Raw genomic sequence first — 19,388 nt, forward strand, 5'->3', positions numbered from 1 at the left:
ATCGCACTCCGGCCATGCTATCGAAGCAGGAGAAATGTCATGAGCAAACTGCTGGACCGCTTCCGTTACTTCAAAACAAAAGGCGACAGTTTCGCCGATGGGCACGGGCAGGTGTATCACACCAACCGCGACTGGGAGGACAGCTACCGCCAGCGCTGGCAGTTCGACAAGATTGTGCGATCCACCCACGGGGTAAACTGTACCGGCTCCTGTAGCTGGAAGATTTATGTCAAAAACGGCCTGGTGACCTGGGAAACCCAGCAGACCGACTACCCCCGCACCCGCCCTGACCTACCCAATCACGAGCCGCGCGGCTGCCCGCGAGGCGCAAGCTACTCCTGGTACCTCTACAGCGCCAACCGCCTTAAGTACCCGCTGGTGCGCCGCAGGCTGATTGAACTCTGGCGCGAGGCGCTGGCGCAGCATACCGATCCGGTGCTGGCCTGGGATGCCATCCAGAACGATCCGCAAAAGGCGCAAAGCTACAGGAAGGCGCGGGGTAAAGGCGGGTTTATCCGCTCAAACTGGAAAGAGCTGAACCAGCTGATCGCCGCCGCTAACGTCTGGACTATCAAAAACTACGGCCCGGACCGCGTGGCCGGTTTTTCGCCTATTCCGGCGATGTCGATGGTCTCCTACGCCGCCGGAACGCGCTATCTCTCCCTGCTGGGTGGCACCTGCCTGAGCTTCTACGACTGGTACTGCGACCTGCCGCCTGCGTCGCCGATGACCTGGGGCGAGCAGACCGACGTGCCGGAGTCCGCCGACTGGTACAACTCCAGCTATATCATTGCCTGGGGCTCGAACGTGCCGCAGACGCGTACTCCGGACGCCCACTTCTTTACCGAGGTGCGCTACAAAGGCACCAAGACCGTTGCGATTACGCCGGACTTCTCGGAGGTCGCCAAGCTCAGCGACCAGTGGCTGGCCCCCAAACAGGGCACCGACAGCGCCCTCGCCATGGCGATGGGCCACGTCATCCTCAAAGAGTTCCACCTCGATAACCCGAGCGATTACTTCCTCAACTACTGCCGCCGCTACACCGACATGCCGATGCTCGTGCTGCTGGACGAGCAGGCTGACGGTCGCGTGGTGCCGGGCCGGATGCTGCGCGCCTCCGATCTCGTCGACGGACTGGGGGAGGCCAATAACCCAGAGTGGAAGACCGTCGCCTTCGATATTGCCGGTAACCTGGTGGTGCCAAACGGCTCGATCGGCTTCCGCTGGGGGGAAAAAGGCAAATGGAACCTGGAGCCTCAGGCTGCGGGCCATGAAACAGAACTCACCCTCTCCCTACTGATTACCCACGACAGCGTGGCGGACGTCGCGTTCCCCTACTTTGGCGGCAACGAAAACCCGCATTTTCGTAGTGTGAAGCAGGAGCCGGTGCTGACGCGCCGCGTGCCGAGCAAAACCCTGACGCTCGCCGACGGCAGCCAGAAACGCGTGGTCAGCGTTTACGATCTGGTGCTGGCTAACTACGGTCTCGATCGCGGCCTGGAAGACAGTAACGCCGCAGACAGCTATGACCAGATCAAAGCCTACACGCCCGCCTGGGGCGAGCAGATCACCGGCGTGCCCGCGTACCTGATCGAAAAAATTGCCCGCGAGTTCGCCGACACGGCGCACAAAACGCACGGTCGCTCGATGATCATTCTGGGGGCCGGGGTAAACCACTGGTACCACATGGACATGAACTACCGTGGGATGATCAATATGCTGGTCTTCTGCGGCTGCGTCGGGCAGAGCGGCGGCGGCTGGTCCCACTATGTCGGCCAGGAGAAGCTGCGCCCGCAAACCGGCTGGCTGCCGCTGGCCTTCGCGCTGGACTGGAACCGCCCGCCGCGCCAGATGAACAGCACCTCGTTCTTCTACAACCACGCCAGCCAGTGGCGCTACGAGAAGCTCACTGCGCAGGAGCTGCTCTCCCCGCTGGCGGACGCGTCGAAGTTCACCGGACATCTGATCGACTTTAACGTTCGCGCCGAGCGCATGGGCTGGCTGCCGTCAGCCCCGCAGCTCAACCTCAACCCGCTGCACGTCAAGGCGCGTGCGGACGCGGCGGGCATGACGCCGCAGGAGTACACCGTTCAGGCGTTGAAATCGGGCGATATCCGCTTCGCCTGCGAACAGCCGGACAACGGCAAGAACCACCCGCGCAACCTGTTCGTCTGGCGCTCTAACCTGCTCGGCTCGTCCGGGAAAGGCCACGAGTACATGCTGAAATACCTGCTCGGCACCGAGAGCGGCATTCAGGGTGAAGATTTAGGCTCAACGGACGATGTGAAGCCTGAAGAGGTGGAGTGGCAAACCGCCGCCATCGAGGGCAAGCTCGACCTGCTGGTGACGCTCGATTTCCGCATGTCCAGCACCTGCCTGTTCTCCGATATCGTCCTGCCGACCGCCACCTGGTATGAAAAGGACGACATGAATACCTCAGACATGCACCCGTTTATTCATCCGCTTTCCGCCGCCGTTGACCCGGCGTGGGAATCGCGCAGCGACTGGGAGATCTACAAAGGCATCGCCAAAGTCTTCTCCGAGGTGTGCGTTGGCCATCTGGGCACAGAAACCGACGTGGTGCTCCAGCCGCTGCAGCATGACTCCCCGGCGGAGCTGTCGCAGCCGTTTGATATTCAGGACTGGCGCAAAGGGGAATGTGACCTGATCCCCGGCAAAACGGCGCCGAACATCGCGGTGGTGGAGCGTAACTACCCGGAAACTTACGAACGCTTCACCGCCCTCGGCCCGCTGATGGACAAGCTCGGCAACGGCGGGAAAGGCATTTCGTGGAACACGCAGAACGAGGTCGATTTCCTCGGCAAGCTGAACTACGTCAAGCTCGACGGCCCGGCGAAAGGCCGCCCGCGCATTGAAACCGCCATTGACGCCTCGGAGGTGATCCTCGCCCTCGCCCCGGAAACCAACGGACAGGTGGCGGTGAAGGCCTGGGAAGCGCTCGGGGAACTGACCGGGCGCGACCACACCCATCTGGCGCTGAACAAGGAAGACGAGAAAATCCGCTTCCGCGACATTCAGGCGCAGCCGCGCAAAATCATCTCCAGCCCGACGTGGTCCGGCCTTGAGAGCGAGCACGTCTCCTATAACGCGGGCTATACCAACGTCCACGAGCTGATCCCGTGGCGCACCCTTTCGGGCCGCCAGCAGCTGTATCAGGATCATCCGTGGATGCGCGCCTTCGGGGAGAGCCTGGTGGCCTATCGCCCACCGATTGATACCCGCAGCGTGACCCACATGCGCGAGATCCCGCCGAACGGCTTCCCGGAAAAAGCGCTGAACTTCCTGACGCCGCACCAGAAATGGGGCATCCACTCCACCTACAGCGAAAACCTGCTGATGCAGACCCTGTCGCGCGGGGGCCCCATCGTCTGGATCAGCGAAACCGACGCGCGCGAGCTAGGCATAGAGGACAACGACTGGATCGAAGCCTTCAACGCCAACGGCGCCCTCACCGCCCGCGCGGTGGTCAGCCAGCGCGTGCCGCCGGGCATGACCATGATGTACCACGCCCAGGAGCGCATCCTGAACATTCCGGGGTCAGAAGTGACTGGACGGCGCGGCGGGATCCACAACTCGGTCACCCGCGTCTGCCCAAAACCGACGCACATGATCGGCGGCTATGCGCAACTGTCCTACAGCTTCAACTATTACGGCACCGTCGGCTCGAACCGCGACGAGTTCATCATGATCCGCAAAATGAAAAACATTAACTGGCTGGACGGCGAAGGTCGGGATCAGGTACAGGAGGCGAAAAAATGAAAATACGCTCACAGGTTGGCATGGTTCTGAATCTCGATAAATGCATCGGCTGCCACACCTGCTCGGTCACCTGCAAGAACGTCTGGACCGGGCGCGAAGGGATGGAGTATGCGTGGTTTAACAATGTGGAGACCAAACCGGGAATTGGCTATCCGAAAAACTGGGAAGATCAGGAGGAGTGGCAAGGCGGCTGGATCCGCGGCATACACGGCAAGCTGACGCCGCGCCTCGGCGGCAAAATGGGCGTGCTGTCGAAGATTTTCGCCAACCCCGTCCTGCCGCAGATTGACGATTATTACGAACCCTTCACCTTTGACTATCAGGATCTGCACCGCGCGCCGGAGGGGGATCACCTCCCTACCGCCCGCCCCCGCTCGCTGATCGACGGCAAGCGGATGGACAAAATCGTCTGGGGGCCAAACTGGGAGGAACTGCTGGGCGGCGAGTTCGAAAAGCGCGCCCGCGACCGCAACTTCCAGAAGATCCAGAAGGAGATGTACGGCCAGTTTGAAAACACCTTCATGATGTATCTGCCGCGCCTGTGCGAGCACTGCCTGAACCCGAGCTGCGTGGCCACCTGCCCGAGCGGCGCGATTTACAAGCGCGAAGAGGACGGCATTGTGCTGATCGATCAGGATAAATGCCGCGGCTGGCGCCTGTGCATCAGCGGCTGCCCGTACAAGAAAATTTACTTCAACTGGAAAAGCGGCAAGTCAGAAAAATGCATCTTCTGCTACCCGCGCATTGAGTCCGGCCAGCCGACCGTTTGTTCGGAGACCTGCGTCGGGCGAATCCGTTATCTCGGCGTGCTGCTGTACGACGCGGACCGTATTGAAGAGGCCGCCAGCACCGAGCATGAAACCGATCTGTACGAGCGCCAGTGCGACGTGTTCCTCAACCCTAACGATCCGGCGGTGATTGAGGAAGCGCTGAAACAGGGCATTCCACAGAACGTGATTGATGCCGCCCAGCGTTCGCCGGTCTACAAGATGGCGATGGACTGGAAGCTGGCCCTGCCGCTGCATCCTGAATACCGCACCCTGCCGATGGTCTGGTACGTGCCGCCACTGTCGCCGATTCAGTCCTACGCGGATGCGGGCGGCCTGCCGCAGAGTGACGGCGTCCTGCCAGCCGTGGAAAGCCTGCGCATTCCAGTGCAGTACCTGGCAAACATGCTCAGCGCGGGCGATACCGGCCCGGTGCTGCGCGCCCTGAAGCGCATGATGGCGATGCGTCACTATAAACGCTCCCAGACCGTGGAAGGCGTGACCGATACCCGCGCCATTGAGGAAGTGGGCCTGACCGAAGCGCAGGTTGAGGAGATGTACCGCTATCTCGCCATCGCTAACTACGAAGATCGCTTCGTGATCCCGACCAGCCACCGCGAAATGGCGCGCGACGCCTTCCCGGAGAAAAACGGCTGCGGCTTCACCTTCGGCGACGGCTGCCACGGCTCCGACACCAAATTCAACCTCTTCAACAGCAGCCGCATCGACGCGATTAACATCACCGAGGTGCGCGAACACGGGGAGGGAGAATAATGCAGATCCTTAAAATCATCGCGCTGCTGATTGAGTATCCCGATGAGCTGCTGTGGGAAAACCGCGATGAGGCGCTTTCCCTGGTTGAGCAGGACGCGCCCATGCTGCTGCCGTTTGCCCGGCAGCACCTGAGCGCCCCGCTGCTGGATAAGCAGGCCGAATGGTGCGAGGTGTTTGAACGCGGGCGCGCAACGTCCCTGCTGCTGTTCGAACACGTTCACGCCGAGTCCCGCGATCGTGGTCAGGCGATGGTCGATCTGATGAGCCAGTATGAGAAAGCCGGGCTGGAGCTGGACTGCCGCGAGCTGCCCGACTATCTGCCGCTCTACCTGGAATACCTCAGCCTCGTCACCGACGACGAGGCGCGTGAAGGATTGCAAAATGTCGCGCCGATCCTGGCGCTGATTGGTGGTCGCCTCAAGCAGCGCGGCGTGGCGCATTACCAGCTGTTTGACGCCCTGCTGACGATGGCCGGTACGCGGCTTTCCAGCGACAGCGTGGCGAAGCAGGTGTCCGGTGAAAAACGGGATGATACCCGTCAGGCGCTGGACGCCGTGTGGGAAGAGGAACAGGTGAAGTTTATCGAAGACAACGCCTCATCGTGCGACAGTTCGCCGATGCAGCAATATCAACGACGCTTTAGCCAGGACGTCGCGCCGCAGTACGTGGACGTCAGCGCCGGAGGCCCAAAATGACGCACTACCTGAACGTGTTTTTCTATGATATTTACCCGTATATCTGTGCTACCGTTTTTTTCCTCGGCAGCTGGCTGCGCTACGACTACGGGCAATACACCTGGCGGGCCTCATCGAGCCAGATGCTCAGCAAGCGCGGGATGAACTGGGCCTCTAACCTGTTTCATATCGGGATTCTGGGGATCTTCTTCGGGCACCTGTTCGGCATGTTAACCCCGCACTGGATGTACGCCTGGTTTTTACCCGTCGCGGTTAAACAGCAGCTGGCCATGATTGCGGGAGGCATTTGCGGCGTACTGACGCTGATTGGTGGGTCAATGCTGCTGATCCGCCGCCTCTTCAACCAGCGGGTACGCGCCACGTCCACCACGCCGGATATTATCATCATGAGTATCCTGCTGCTTCAGTGCATACTGGGGCTGTCGACCATTCCTTTCTCCGCGCAATATCCTGACGGAAGCGAGATGATGAAGCTGGTCGGCTGGGCGCAGGGGATAGTGACGTTTAAGGGGGGCTCGTCGGAGATGTTGAGCGGCGTCGCGCCGATCTTCCGCGTGCATCTGGTGCTGGGGATGACGATCTTCCTCATCTTCCCGTTCACCCGTCTGGTGCACGTGTGGAGTGCGCCGTTTGAGTATTTTACCCGTCGGTATCAGGTGGTGAGATCGCGCCGTTGATTTTGTCGGGTGGCGGCTTCGCCTTACCCGACCTACGTTCACACTCCCGTAGGCCCGGTAAGGCGTAGCCGCCACCGGGCTATTTCCCTGCCTGCGGATGCGTATCAAACCCCGCCATCACTGCCGTCAGCTCGGCCAGTGTAAAGCCGTGCTTCGGATCAGCAACGCCAAGGCCAAACCGCTCCTGCATCAGCTTATACAGCGCCTCCGCATCCGGCAAATGGATCTGCTCCTCCACGTGACCGTTCTGCCAGTGGGTAAAGTTGAAGTTAGTCAGCGTCAGCTTGCCGCCGTCCGGCAGGTGGCGACACATCAGCAGATGATGACGAAAATGGGACTGCGGCCAGTGCGCCGACCAGAAGTTCCCCATCACGTAATCGCTGAAATACTGCGTCGTCAGGTCAAAGTGGTACATCGACTGCCAGTGCTCGTGGTGACGGAACTGTAATACCCAGTCGTTACCCTCGCTCAGAAGACGGTACATGCCGTGAGGGGTTTCCTGTTCCTCGTTGGCGAGCAGGCGAATCGGCGCCGTCAGCGTCTGTCCACCAAACCCCACGTCGGCAATCCAGCGCTCGCCGTTCAGCTCAACCAGCAGCAGGCGGTGCGTGCGCGGCGGCATCTGCGACGGATTTGCCAGTACGACCCGCCCCAGCACGCTGCGCACGTTAAACCCGACTTCACGCAACACGCGCTCGAAAAGGCCGTTTTGCTCAAAGCAATATCCTCCGCGTCGCGCCGTCACCAGCTTGTCGACCAGACATTGATCGTCAAGATGGATTTCGCGCGGCAGGACGACATCAATATTTTCGAACGGGATCGCACAGTTGTGGTGTAAATGCAGCGCGTGCAGGGTTTCGATATCAACCCGTGTCGGTTGCGCCCACCCAATGCGGGCAAAATAGTCAGTCAGAAAGGGGGACATACATCATTTTCCTTTGATTGTGATGTTCTGTTTATAAACTAATTTTACGCACTCACTTTGATTTACGTGCTTTTTCGTCATACTCATCGTTACAGATGAGGAGATCCTATGAGCCACTTTCGCCCTGTTGAATTACGTCATGCCAGCCGTCTGCTGAACCACGGCCCTACCGTGCTGATCACCAGCCGCGATGAAACCCTGGACAGACGCAACGTGATGGCCGCCGCATGGTCAATGCCCGTTGAGTTTGAACCGCCGCGCATCGCGATTGTGGTGGACAAAAGTACCTGGTCACGTGAGCTGATTGAGCACAGCGGGAAGTTTGGCATCGTCATCCCCGGCGTGGCGGCAGCTAACTGGACATACGCTGTCGGCAGCGTCAGCGGGCGCGACGAGGACAAATTCACCTGCTACGGGATCCCGGTCGTGAACGGCCCTGAGCTCGGGCTGCCGGTGATTGAAGAAAAATGTCTGGCGTGGATGGAGTGCCGATTACTTCCCGTCACCTCTGCGGCAGAGAAATACGACACGCTGTTTGGAGAAGTGGTTTCAGCGGCAGCCGATGAGCGCGCGTTTGTCGCCGGGCGCTGGCAGTTTGACGGGGATAAGTTGAATACGCTGCATCATCTAGGGGCTGGGACATTTGTGGCGAGCGGGAAAATGGTGAAGGCGCTGGATTGATTTCCTAAATTATATCCTACTGAATTATAGTAAATTTCTATGGCATTTTATGTTTACTATTGCGTTGTAAAACGGAGGATATTTCCAGAGTTGCTGCATTAGCACTCTCGCGTTAAGGAAATATCAATGACATGGAATAAAGATGGCGCAATCGCGTATGCCAAATCACACGCCCAACCGAAGAGCACGGGGTATTGTGCTCACTACGTCACCGAAGCGATCAGAACGGGTGGAAGATTAAAAATCCCCAATACGCGTCTGGCAAAAGACATGGGGCGGACATTGGTTAACGCTGGATTCCGCCTTGTATACGATCAACCCCATGCAGGCGACGTCGCAGTTATTCAAAATATTGTTGGTCATGATAGCGGGCACGTTTGCATATACGATGGTCAGCAGTGGATCAGCGATTTTGTTCAACGCACCATGTACCCAGGGCAGGCTTACCGCAACATACAACCACATTACGAACTGTTCAGGCATGACTAATGAAAACACTCTGCTTTTTTCTTTTTGCCCTTTCTCCGCTCGCGGCCGCAGAAAATGTTTATGCACCGGGCCACGCGGCGCTTAAATTCAATCAATGGTATATCGCGCAGTTAGATCAGCACAAACCGCCCGTACTTAACCCAGATATTATGGATGATTACGTTGCCTCGGGGACAATTGCAGCAATAAAAGAGTTGTATTCAGGTGACAGTAACGAAAAAGACATGCCCGATGCGGATATGTTCATCAAATCACAGGATTGGGATGAGGACTGGAATCAGATAACCATCCTGCACTCTGATTTTGACGCCGTTTGCACAAACGTTTATATCGCGTTTGGTAAGAAGCAAGATCACGTTGTTGCAGATTGTCTTATTGAAGAACAAGGGAAATGGAAAGTCCGCTCGGCAACGCTAATTAAGTAACATGGATAATCTCCGTGTCGTAAAAAAAGCACATGGTAGCCCACCGACTACCATGTGCAATTAATTAACTACTTCGCACGCCGCGCAATAATCTCATCCGCAACATTCCGCGGGGCTTCCGCAAAATGATGGAACTCCATCGTGTACGTCGCGCGTCCCTGGGACATCGAGCGCAGCGTGGTGGCGTAACCAAACATCTCGGCCAGCGGCACATCGGCGCGGATAATCTGGCTTCCGTACTGCTCCGCCATTCCCTGCACCATGCCGCGGCGGGAAGAGAGATCGCCCATGATGTTCCCGGCGTACTCTTCCGGGGTTTCCACTTCCACGTGCATGATCGGCTCAAGGATCACCGGATCCGCCCTGCGAGCACCCTCCTTGAAGCCGAGGATCGCCGCCATGCGGAACGCCATCTCCGAGGAGTCGACGTCGTGATACGAGCCAAACGTCAGCGTCGCCTTAACATCTACGACCGGATAGCCCGCCAGCACGCCGCTGTTCATCGCTTCCCGCAGCCCTTTCTCCACGGACGGGATATACTCACGCGGCACCACTCCGCCCTTGGTGGCATCTTCAAATACAAAGCCACTTCCGGGCTCCAGCGGCTCCAGGCTCAGGACCACATGACCGTACTGCCCTTTCCCGCCGGACTGTCGGACAAATTTCCCTTCAATATCCTTCACCGCCTTGCGCAGGGTTTCCCGGTAGGTTACCTGCGGACGACCAATGTTCGCCTCGACGCCAAACTCACGCTTCATGCGGTCGACGATAATCTCGAGGTGTAGCTCACCCATCCCGGAGATAATCGTCTGACCGGACTCCTCGTCAGTATGCAGGCGGAAAGACGGGTCTTCCGCCGCCAGACGCTGCAGCGCAATGCCCATTTTCTCCTGATCTCCCTTGGTTTTCGGCTCAATCGCCAGCGAGATCACCGGATCCGGGAACTCCATGCGCTCAAGCGTAATGACGGCGTTCGGATCGGTGAGCGTGTCACCGGTGGTCACGTCCTTCAGCCCCACGCAGGCCGCGATATCGCCCGCGCGCAGTTCATCCACCTCATGGCGATCGTTGGCATGCATCAGCACGATGCGCCCGATGCGCTCTTTCTTCTCTTTCACCGGGTTATAGACCGCGTCGCCTTTGCGCAGCACGCCAGAGTAGACCCGGATAAAGGTCAACTGCCCGACGTACGGGTCGCTCATCAGCTTGAACGCCAGCGCCGAGAACGGCTCATCATCACTCGGATGACGCTCCGCGTGCTGCCCTTTTTCATCCACGCCGTCAATGGCCGGCACGTCCAGCGGGGACGGCATCAGCTCAATCACCGCATCCAGCATGCGCTGCACGCCTTTATTTTTAAAGGCGCTGCCGCAGAGCATCGGCTGGATTTCGCCCGAGATGGTGCGAATGCGCAGCCCTTTGATGATTTCCGCTTCCGTCAGATCGCCCGTTTCCAGGTATTTGTCCATCAGTTCTTCGCTGGCTTCCGCTGCCGCGGAGACCATTTTTTCCCGCCACTCCTGGGCGGTACTGACTAAATCGTCCGGCACGGGGGCATAGGTAAACACCATACCCTGCGTCGCATCGTCCCACAGAATGGTTCGCATCTTGATGAGATCCACCACGCCGGTGAAATGATCTTCGGCACCCACCGGGATGACAATCGGCACCGGATTGGCCTTCAGGCGCTCCTGCATCATCCGCACGACGCGGAAGAAATCGGCACCCGGACGGTCCATTTTGTTGACGAAGGCCAGACGCGGTACGTGATATTTATTGGCCTGACGCCAGACGGTTTCCGACTGCGGCTGCACGCCACCCACGGAGTCATACACCATCACCGCGCCGTCGAGCACGCGCATGGAACGCTCCACCTCAATGGTGAAGTCCACGTGCCCCGGGGTGTCGATGATGTTAATCCGGTGCGGCTCAAAGCCTCTGTCCATGCCTGGCCAGAAGCAGCTGACCGCCGCGGACGTAATGGTGATCCCGCGCTCTTGCTCCTGCGCCATCCAGTCGGTGGTTGCCGCGCCATCGTGTACTTCACCCAGCTTGTGGCTCATCCCGGTATAAAACAGGATGCGCTCAGTGGTGGTGGTTTTACCGGCATCGATATGCGCGGAGATACCGATGTTGCGATAACGTTCGAGAGGAATGGGTCGGGGCATGATATTTCCTTAGTCACTATGACGTGTTTGTGACGACCGGGATGGTCGTGCATTGGTTCGTTTGCTATAATAGTCCTATTGTACGAGTATTATCGAACTATTTTTTAAGGATTGACCTATTGTTGATATAGCTCAATCTGACGCCATACGCAGGAAAACGATGATCCCTAACCACCCTGAAACTGAACAAATACTGCTGGAAAATGTGCTGTTTGCCCTCGGCAACCCGCTCCGGCTATCGATTATTCGCCGGCTCGCCGATGGCAGCGAACTCAGCTGTAACGCACTGCGCCCGGAAGATGTGGTGAAGTCCACGATGACCCACCACTGGCGCGTGTTGCGCGACAGTGGGGTCATCTGGCAGCGTCCGCAGGGACGAGAAAATATGATTTCACTGCGTCGGGAGGATCTGGATGCCCGTTTTCCCGGGCTGATGGAAATACTGCTAAAGGCCAAAAGCGCTGCCGGAAACTAGCTCCAGCAGCCTTTTGCGTGGCGTTTTAGTGCTGCATGCCCGACTGCTGCGAGAATTCATCGTCGGTTAAGCCAGCCCGAGGGGGCGCGGAGATTTTTTTAGGGGCATATCTGTCCGGCACGCCCTCAGGACGCGTCTTGAAGCGACGGTGCAGCCACATATACTGCTCCGGCGCCATCAGCACCGCGCGCTCGATCGCCCGGTTCATCTGGGTTGCGACAGACTCTTTATCCGCACCCTGCAATGACGCGCTGATATCTTCAAGAATAATCAGCTCGTACCCTTTACCGTCCTCTCTGCGGCGCGGCACAAACGGAATAACGGCAGGCTTAGCGCTTTTGACCAGCATATAGCTGCCCGCCGTTGTGGCGGCATCCGGGACGGCGAAGAATGGCGCAAACACGCTGTTGGCTTTGCCATAGTCATGATCCGGCGCGTACCAGAGAATTTCATTCTGCTTCAGGGCACGGATCATGCCTTTTAAATCATGACGATCCAGCATGGTTTTATTAGAACGCAGACGACCGCGCGTTTGTAGCCAGTCCAGGAGCGCATTATTGTTGGGACGATAAACCCCAATACCGGGGTTAAGCATGCCAAATATCCGCGCGCCCAGCTCAAGCGTCAGAAAATGCATGCCAACCAGCACCACGCCCTTCCCCTGCGCCCTGGCCTGCTCCATATGTTCGTAACCGCGCACGGTAAAGCATTTACGCACCCGCCATTCAGGCCAGAACCACGCCATGCCGGTTTCGATTACCCCCATTCCCACGGATTCAAAATTTCGCTGCAGCAAAGATTCACGCGCTTCTGCTTCCATCTGCGGAAAGCAAAGCTCCAGGTTGCGGCGGGCAATCTCGACACGGCGCGGTAAAAGGCGCATGGCTAACCGGCCCAGAGCGTGTCCGAGTTTGAACAACAGCGGGTAAGGCAGCAGCATGATAAGCCACAGGGCGGCGATGCCTGTCCAGCTTAGCCAGTATCGCGGGTGGAAAAAAGCAGGTGAAAACCGGGGTAATTTTGTCATGCGAAAATTATCCTTTAATGTGACTGTCCTTAATTGATTCTGTTGTCGATCTTTCCTAAGGATTGATGAAATGTCGGTCGTGAACGTTAAGTATAACGGATCAGATAAAACTTATTTTTATCGTTTTTTGCGAAAAGAAGGCGTAAGCGGCAGGAGAAACCGGGTAAGACGATGACCTCACCCGGCGAATGATTACATTGAATACCCGGGCTTTTTAATCAACTCGTCCAGCTTCGGTCCGATTTCGGTATCCCAGACCTGTGCCTTCCAGTCTTCCGGGTTTACCTGGTTCAATGCCACCGATACTGAACCGTCTTTGCTGTTGAAATGGCGAATTATCACCTCGGCGATATCTGCCGCCAGCGCGGTTTTTTGCTCGTCGTTAAGATCGCGGGGAAAACATTTGATATCTACGTGTGGCATATGCAGGCTTCCTGTTATGTGTGAGCATTCCACGTTATCAGATAATTTTGTTTGCCTTTAACACCTCGTGCAGTTCCGGCAGTTGACACACGGTATCCGCAATCGCCGTAAGCTTCGGCGTATTTGTCGCAAACCACTCATGGCGAGGCCCCCAGGTGCGCGCCACCGCAATATACACATCCAGCAGCGTCAGCCGTTCACCCAGCGCAAACGGCGCGGCCTTAAGCTGATTTTCAAACCACAGATAGAGGGATTTCCGGTACTCAATGCAGTTTTTCTGCAGCTGTTCCGGCGCATCAGGCACCCAGCGTTCGGGATAATCGGCATAGGTAAAGGTGGGATAGACGTTCGCCACGAACCAGATAAGCAGACGCTGAAACTGTTGACGCTCAGCCTGCCCCACGGGCGGGGCGAGATCGGGACAACGGTCGAGCACCATCAGAGCAATCGCCGCCGTTTCGGTCATGATGGCGCCATTTTCCAGCTCCAGCGTCGGCACCTGGCACAGCGGGTTGAGTTTTTGCAGCAGTTCACGCTGCGGGCCGGGCTGGTCAAACCCGTCAACGTTCACAAATTGATAAGGAATATCAGCCAGGGTCAGCATCACTTCACTGATTGCCGAGCCCCAGCCGGGTACGCCATAGAGTTTCATCATGTTGCCCCCTCAGGAGTGAAAATCCTAAGTGTAGAGCACCATTAGTAGGTTATCCCAGGCGGGTTGACCTCCGATTGCGCCACCGCTTCGCCCTGTTCGCCCCAGCGCGCCAGCACTTTCTGGTACTCTCTGCGCTCAATCGCCCCGTTCAGCGCGGCCTGCAGCGCGTACACCAGCCCATTGCCTTTTTTGGTCGTGGTGGCGACATAAGCTTTTTTCGGACCTAAACCGACCACGCGGGTTTTGCCGGTGAGCGCCGCTTTGTAAGCTGAAACCGACTGAGGGCCAAAGAACACGTCCGCCCTGCCGGACTGGATATAGAGATTGCCCGAGGCATCGTCGTGGAGATAGACCGGCAGCGCAGGCGCTCGCCCCGCCTTTTTATTCTCTTCGTTCCAGCCCAGCAGGATGCGCTCCTGATTGGTGCCCGAGCCGACAATCACCTTTTTTCCGGCCAGATCTTCCGCGCTTTTGATTGATTGAATCTCGCTGGTGGACTTCACCGAAAACGCCAGCGAATCGACGCGGTAGGTCGCAAAATCAAACTTCTCTTTACGCTGTTCGGTCACCGCAATGTTCACCAGCGCCACGTCGTAGCGCCCGGAAGCGATGCCCAGCGGCCAGTCTTCCCACGCCGTTGGCACCAGCTTTAGCTTCAGCCCCAGGCTGCCCGCCAGCAGGCGGGCGATATCCGGGTCGCTGCCAATCCGCGTGCGGTTATCGCTGGCCAGCAGCGCCAGCGGCGGGGAGTTCAGCATCGAGACGGCGACCGTCAGCGTACCCGGCTCAACGAATTTATAACCGGCGGGGATCTTCGCCACGGCCTGCCGATCCACCGTCACCGGCAGCGGCTGCTCGTTGGCTTTCAGATCGATGCTGGCGTGGCTTGCCGTTGTGAAGACCAGCCCCGCCAGAAGTCCGTATTTCATCTGCGCTCCTTACAGCACTTTTGACAGGAACTGGCGCGTTCGCGCATGCGACGGACGGTTCAATACCGCGTCGCTGCTGCCCTGCTCCACGATTTTCCCGTCGACCATAAACACCACCTGATCCGCCACCTCGCGGGCAAAGCCGATCTCGTGGGTGACCACCACCAGCGTAGTGCCGGACCGGGCCAGTTTTTTGATCACGTCCAGCACCTCTCCCACCAGCTCCGGATCCAGCGCGGAAGTCGGCTCATCAAATAGCATCACGCGGGGGCGTAGCGCCAGCGCGCGGGCAATCGCAATGCGCTGCTGCTGCCCGCCGGAGAGATGGCGAGACCAGGCATCGGCCTTATCCCGCAGCCCGACCACATCCAGCAGGCTGTATGCCCTTTCCACCGCCTCTTTTTTGCTGAGCTTCTTATGCGCGATGGGCGCCTCAATCAGGTTTTCCAGCACCGTGAGGTGAGGAAAGAGATTGAAGTTCTGAAACACATAGCCCACGTTGACGCGCTGCTTGAGGATCTCTTTCTCCTTCAGCTCATAGAGCTTGTCGCCCTGACGACGGTAGCCAATGTAGTCCCCGTCGATCTGAATAAAGCCTTCGTCGACGCGCTCCAGGTGGTTAATGGTGCGCAGCAGCGTCGATTTGCCCGAGCCTGAGGGCCCGAGGATCACCGTCACGGAACCCGGCGGGATCTCAAGCGAAACGTTGTCGAGCGCCTTATGGCGACCAAAATACTTGCTGACGCCGGTAATCGAGATATGTCCTTCAGGAGAGGCTTGCATGGATAGGCTCCTGTGCTGGCGTGGTGGTGACGGAACGGGTGCGACGGGCGACACGGTTCTGATTAACCGCAGAGCGGCGTTCGCTGCGGGCGAGTGCGCGTTCAACACCGTACTGAATAGCGGACAAGACGGTGGTAATCACCAGGTACCAGGCGGCACCGACCATCAGCAGCGGGATCACCTCCTGCGTGCGGTTGTAGATCATCTGGATGGTATAGAACAGCTCCGGCATTGCCAGGACGTACACCATCGCCGTGCCCTTGGCGAGGCTGATAATTTCATTGAACCCCGACGGCAGAATGGTGCGCAACGCCTGAGGCAAAATGATGTGCACCGTGCGGCGCCAGGCCGGCAGGCCGAGCGCGGCGGCGGCCTCATATTGTCCGTGATCGACGCCGAGGAATCCACCGCGAATGATCTCGGCGGTATAGGCGCTCTGCACCAGCGTTAGCCCCACCACGGCGGTAGAGAACTGCCCCAGCACGTTGATGGTTTCAAAGCTGCCCCAGGTGATGCCGGTGAACGGCACGCCGAGCGAGAGCGTGTCGTAGAGATAGGAAAAGTTGTACAGGATGATCAAAACGACGATCAGCGGCAGCGACCGAAACAGCCAGATGTATGCCCACGCCAGGCTGCTCAATAACCAGGATGAAGAGAGTCTCGCCAGGGCCAGCATGCCGCCAAATACCACGCTCAGCGCGGTACCGATCAGCGTCAGCAGCAGGGTCTGCCCGACGCCTTCGAGAATCACCGGGTCGAAGAACCAGCGGGCAAACACCGCCCACTCCCAGCGCGGGTTGAAAGCGACGGACTGGATCACGACCGCCAGCACAAACAGCGCCACCGCGGCGCCGACGGTCCGCAGCGGATAACGCGCCGGGACCACCTTAATGGTTTCAACGTTGCTCATCGTCGTTCCTCATGCGGTTTTACTGAACGCTTCGCGTACCAGCGTTTTAGTGAAGCGCAGCCGACCATCAAACGGCGGCTGGCTGTACTCTTCCGGATCCCGGTTCAGATCAAACTGTGGCTGGTAGCCCTGGCTGAGATAGAGCCTGACCGCTTCCGGCTGGCGAAAACCGGTTGTCAGGTAGATCTGGCTGTAACCTGCCAGCACCGCCCTGCGCTCCAGCTCCTGCACTACGCGTCCGGCAAGCCCCTGCTGACGCAGGGTTTTGTCCGTCCAGATGCGCTTGATTTCCGCGGTGCGTTCGTCGAAGGGTTTGTACGCACCGGTGGCGATGATTTTTCCGTCACGCTCCAGAACGATAAACAGCCCCTGCGGCGCTAAATACCACTCGGTGAGTTCCACTTCCGCGTCTTTAGAGAAGTAGTCACCGTAGCGGGCGGCATATTCACCGAACAGCCCCTCGATAATGGGCTGAAGTTCGGCATCTTCCGGTGAAACGTCACGAAATTGTTCACGCATAGCGCCTCCTTAATCACCCAGGCCATCAGGATTCACTTCTGACTGCGGAATACGCTCAACGCCTTCCCCCCAGCGGTTCAGCACTTTGTCGTAATCGCCGTTTTTGATGACGCCGTTCAGCGCGGTTTGCACCGGCTCAACCAGCCCGCTGCCTTTCTTCAGCGTCACCGCAATGTGCGCCGCCTTCGGCCAGCCGCCGTCGACGCTACCCACCAGTTTGGTTTTCCCGTTCAGCGCCGCCTTCCATGCGCCAATCACGTTCGGGCCAAAGTAGGCATCCGCGCGCCCGGACTGGAGCGCCAGCGTTTGCGCCGCATCGTCTTTGGTATAGATCGGGGTAAACGGTTTCAGCCCCTTCTTCAGGTTTTCAGCATTCCATGCCAGCAGGATGGCCTCCTGATTGGTCCCGGAACCAACGATAATCCGCAGCCCGGCGATGTCCTCAGCCTTCTGAAGCGATTCGATCGGGCTGGTCGATTTCACGTAGAAACCGAGGGAGTCCTTACGGTAGGTGGCGAAATCAAACTTCTCTTTGCGCGCTTTGGTAACGGTAATGTTGCTGATGGCGGCATCATATTTCCCGGACGCCACGCCCAGCGGCCAGTCTTCCCACGACGTTGGCACCACGTTCAACTCAAGCCCGAGGCTGTCGGCCACCAGACGGGCGACGTCAACTTCACTCCCGAGCAGCGTTTTGTTGTCGTCGGAAAATACCGTCAGCGGCGGTTGATTGAGGCCCGCCACCGCCACGGTAAATTTCCCCGGCACGGCAAAGCGATAATCTTTCGGCAGCTGTGCTACTGCATCGCTGTTTTTGGCGGTATTGATCGGCGTTTTATTGGCCTCGATGCTCACGCCGGTGCCGTTAATGTTCACATTCTCTGCCCAGACGGCAGGGGTAAATGCCAGCGCGAGCGCCAGAATAAGCGATGTTTTTTGCATAGCGGAGTTCTCTTTTATTGTTGTGTGAACTGGTTTTTCGGTTGGTCTAAGCCAAGGCTTTCGCGCAGCGTGGTTCCCGGGTAGTCGGTGCGGAACAGGCCGCGGGCCTGTAAAACGGGCACCACCTGGTCAACAAAGCGCGGAAAGGTATCCGGCGTACCGCCCTGGATGATGAAGCCGTCTGCGGCATAGCCTTCAAACCAGGCCTGCAGACCGTCGGCGACCTCCTCCGGCGTGCCGGAAAAGCGCGGGCGCGGCGATGCGGCCTCAAGCGCCACCTGGCGCAGGGTTAAGTTGCGCTCGCGGGCATTTCGCTTAATTTCATCGGTGGTGCTGCGGAAGCTGTTTTTGCCTAAGTCACCGATATCCGGGAACGGCTCGTCGAGCGGATACTGGCTGAAATCGTGATGTTCAAAATAACGCCCGAGGTAATTGAGGGCATCGGTAACCGACACCAGCGCCGCCGTGGTTTGATACTGGTTTTCCACGTCATCGGCGTCTTTACCGACAATCACGCTGATGCCCTGGAAGATATGTAAATCTGACGCGCGGCGGCCGTTTGTTTCCAGCTGCTGCTTCACGTCGCGGTAAAACGCTTTTGCCTCGTCGAGCGTTTCGTGATGAGTGAAAATGGCGTCGGCATGTTTTGCCGCCAGCTTTTTCCCGTCGTCCGACGCGCCCGCCTGAAAAACAATCGGACGCCCTTGCGGGGTGCGACCAATATTCAGCGGACCGGCGACCTGGAAGAAGTCACCGTGGTGATCGAGCGTATGCAGCCTGGCCGGGTCAAAAAACTGACCGCTCTCTTTGTTGCGGATAAACGCGTCGCCTTCCCAGGAGTCCCACAGCCCTTTCACCACGTCGAGATACTCATCCGCAATACGATAGCGCAGCGCATGCTCGGGGTGTTTTTCGCGAGAGAAGTTCTTTGCCGACCCTTCCAGCGGCGAAGTCACCACGTTCCAGCCCGCACGTCCGTTGCTCAGATGATCGAGGCTGGCGAACTGGCGCGCCGTGGTAAAGGGTTCGCTGTAGGAGGTGGATAACGTTCCCACCAGCCCCAGACGCGTGGTGATGCTTGCCAGCGCGGATAATACCGTTAACGGCTCAAAGCGGTTTAAAAAATGCGGAATGGATTTCTCATTTATATAAAGACCGTCGGCAACGAATAAAAAATCGAGTTTGCCCTCCTCCGCTTTTAACGCCGTCTCTTTTACAAATTCAAAATTAATGCTGGCATCCGCGATCGCCGCCGGATGACGCCAGGCGGACATATTGCCCGATGCACCATGCAAAATAGTCCCAAGCCGCAGTTGACGATGTGCAGACATATTTACCTCTCCA

General features: G+C 58.0%; 17 protein-coding genes and 1 pseudogene. 8 read left to right on the forward strand and 10 right to left on the reverse strand.

The window, feature by feature from the left end; translation table 11 throughout:
- Positions 1 to 39 precede the first annotated feature (39 nt).
- Genes AC2FAJ_RS03575 through narI form a run of 4 tightly spaced genes read left to right on the forward strand, consistent with a single transcriptional unit; the run spans position 40 to position 6,693 of the window.
- On the forward strand, positions 40 to 3,780 hold the full coding sequence (locus AC2FAJ_RS03575; protein ID WP_153655821.1) for a nitrate reductase subunit alpha: 3,741 nt from the start codon (positions 40 to 42) through the stop codon (positions 3,778 to 3,780).
- Entirely contained in the window at positions 3,777 to 5,321 is a 1,545-nt protein-coding gene (gene narH, locus AC2FAJ_RS03580; RefSeq protein WP_008501747.1) for a nitrate reductase subunit beta, read from the forward strand. Before AC2FAJ_RS03575 ends, narH begins: the two co-directional genes overlap by 4 nt.
- The gene (gene narW, locus AC2FAJ_RS03585) at positions 5,321 to 6,016 is read left to right on the forward strand and encodes a nitrate reductase molybdenum cofactor assembly chaperone (protein WP_041909815.1); all 696 of its coding nucleotides are present in this window, start codon (positions 5,321 to 5,323) and stop codon (positions 6,014 to 6,016) included. Before narH ends, narW begins: the two co-directional genes overlap by 1 nt.
- Positions 6,013 to 6,693, forward strand: coding sequence for a respiratory nitrate reductase subunit gamma (gene narI / locus AC2FAJ_RS03590; protein ID WP_022648214.1), 681 nt, complete (start codon positions 6,013 to 6,015; stop codon positions 6,691 to 6,693). The genes narW and narI overlap by 4 nt, the downstream gene beginning before the upstream one ends.
- A gap of 79 nt (positions 6,694 to 6,772) precedes the next feature.
- Here the strand turns inward: narI and nhoA are convergent, their stop codons facing one another.
- Positions 6,773 to 7,618, reverse strand: coding sequence for an N-hydroxyarylamine O-acetyltransferase (nhoA, locus tag AC2FAJ_RS03595; RefSeq protein WP_047365057.1), 846 nt, complete (start codon positions 7,616 to 7,618; stop codon positions 6,773 to 6,775).
- A 108-nt stretch (positions 7,619 to 7,726) separates the two neighbouring features.
- Here nhoA and AC2FAJ_RS03600 point away from each other — a divergent pair, with 108 nt between their 5' ends.
- From AC2FAJ_RS03600 to AC2FAJ_RS03610, 3 genes are all read left to right on the forward strand, one after another.
- Entirely contained in the window at positions 7,727 to 8,299 is a 573-nt protein-coding gene (locus AC2FAJ_RS03600; RefSeq protein ID WP_485453825.1) for a flavin reductase family protein, read from the forward strand.
- Positions 8,300 to 8,425: 126 nt separating this feature from the next.
- The gene (locus AC2FAJ_RS03605; protein WP_048959621.1) at positions 8,426 to 8,788 is read left to right on the forward strand and encodes a hypothetical protein; all 363 of its coding nucleotides are present in this window, start codon (positions 8,426 to 8,428) and stop codon (positions 8,786 to 8,788) included.
- The gene (locus AC2FAJ_RS03610; RefSeq protein ID WP_041909809.1) at positions 8,788 to 9,213 is read left to right on the forward strand and encodes a DUF3828 domain-containing protein; all 426 of its coding nucleotides are present in this window, start codon (positions 8,788 to 8,790) and stop codon (positions 9,211 to 9,213) included. Before AC2FAJ_RS03605 ends, AC2FAJ_RS03610 begins: the two co-directional genes overlap by 1 nt.
- 68 nt (positions 9,214 to 9,281) lie before the next feature.
- Here the strand turns inward: AC2FAJ_RS03610 and fusA are convergent, their stop codons facing one another.
- Positions 9,282 to 11,381, reverse strand: coding sequence for an elongation factor G (fusA, locus tag AC2FAJ_RS03615; RefSeq protein ID WP_485453826.1), 2,100 nt, complete (start codon positions 11,379 to 11,381; stop codon positions 9,282 to 9,284).
- A 160-nt stretch (positions 11,382 to 11,541) separates the two neighbouring features.
- Here fusA and AC2FAJ_RS03620 point away from each other — a divergent pair, with 160 nt between their 5' ends.
- Positions 11,542 to 11,856 (forward strand): ArsR/SmtB family transcription factor, encoded by a 315-nt coding sequence (locus tag AC2FAJ_RS03620; RefSeq protein WP_041909805.1) that lies wholly within the window; start codon positions 11,542 to 11,544, stop codon positions 11,854 to 11,856.
- 25 nt (positions 11,857 to 11,881) lie between these two features.
- Here AC2FAJ_RS03620 and AC2FAJ_RS03625 read toward each other — a convergent pair whose 3' ends face one another.
- The 8 genes and pseudogenes from AC2FAJ_RS03625 to AC2FAJ_RS03660 form a co-directional block, all read right to left on the reverse strand.
- Positions 11,882 to 12,883, reverse strand: coding sequence for a Kdo(2)-lipid IV(A) acyltransferase (locus tag AC2FAJ_RS03625; RefSeq protein WP_045630477.1), 1,002 nt, complete (start codon positions 12,881 to 12,883; stop codon positions 11,882 to 11,884).
- Positions 12,884 to 13,075: 192 nt separating this feature from the next.
- Positions 13,076 to 13,306, reverse strand: a complete 231-nt coding sequence (pptA, locus tag AC2FAJ_RS03630; protein WP_028013275.1) for a tautomerase PptA — start codon at positions 13,304 to 13,306, stop codon at positions 13,076 to 13,078.
- Positions 13,307 to 13,343: 37 nt separating this feature from the next.
- Entirely contained in the window at positions 13,344 to 13,961 is a 618-nt protein-coding gene (locus tag AC2FAJ_RS03635; RefSeq protein ID WP_485453827.1) for a glutathione S-transferase family protein, read from the reverse strand.
- A 41-nt stretch (positions 13,962 to 14,002) separates the two neighbouring features.
- Positions 14,003 to 14,890: a transporter substrate-binding domain-containing protein gene (locus tag AC2FAJ_RS03640; RefSeq protein WP_485453828.1), complete on the reverse strand. Its 888-nt coding sequence runs from the start codon at positions 14,888 to 14,890 to the stop codon at positions 14,003 to 14,005.
- 9 nt (positions 14,891 to 14,899) lie between these two features.
- A complete protein-coding gene (locus AC2FAJ_RS03645; protein WP_023292311.1) occupies positions 14,900 to 15,673 on the reverse strand; it encodes an amino acid ABC transporter ATP-binding protein in 774 nt (257 codons plus the stop codon).
- Entirely contained in the window at positions 15,657 to 16,583 is a 927-nt protein-coding gene (locus AC2FAJ_RS03650) for an amino acid ABC transporter permease (protein ID WP_485453829.1), read from the reverse strand. The genes AC2FAJ_RS03645 and AC2FAJ_RS03650 overlap by 17 nt, the downstream gene beginning before the upstream one ends.
- A gap of 9 nt (positions 16,584 to 16,592) precedes the next feature.
- Positions 16,593 to 17,102, reverse strand: a complete 510-nt coding sequence (locus AC2FAJ_RS03655) for a GNAT family N-acetyltransferase (RefSeq protein WP_028013279.1) — start codon at positions 17,100 to 17,102, stop codon at positions 16,593 to 16,595.
- A gap of 9 nt (positions 17,103 to 17,111) precedes the next feature.
- Positions 17,112 to 19,375, reverse strand: a pseudogene (locus tag AC2FAJ_RS03660) (NtaA/DmoA family FMN-dependent monooxygenase).
- Positions 19,376 to 19,388 lie beyond the last annotated feature (13 nt).

Source organism: Enterobacter cloacae complex sp. 385G4, assembly GCF_057320665.1.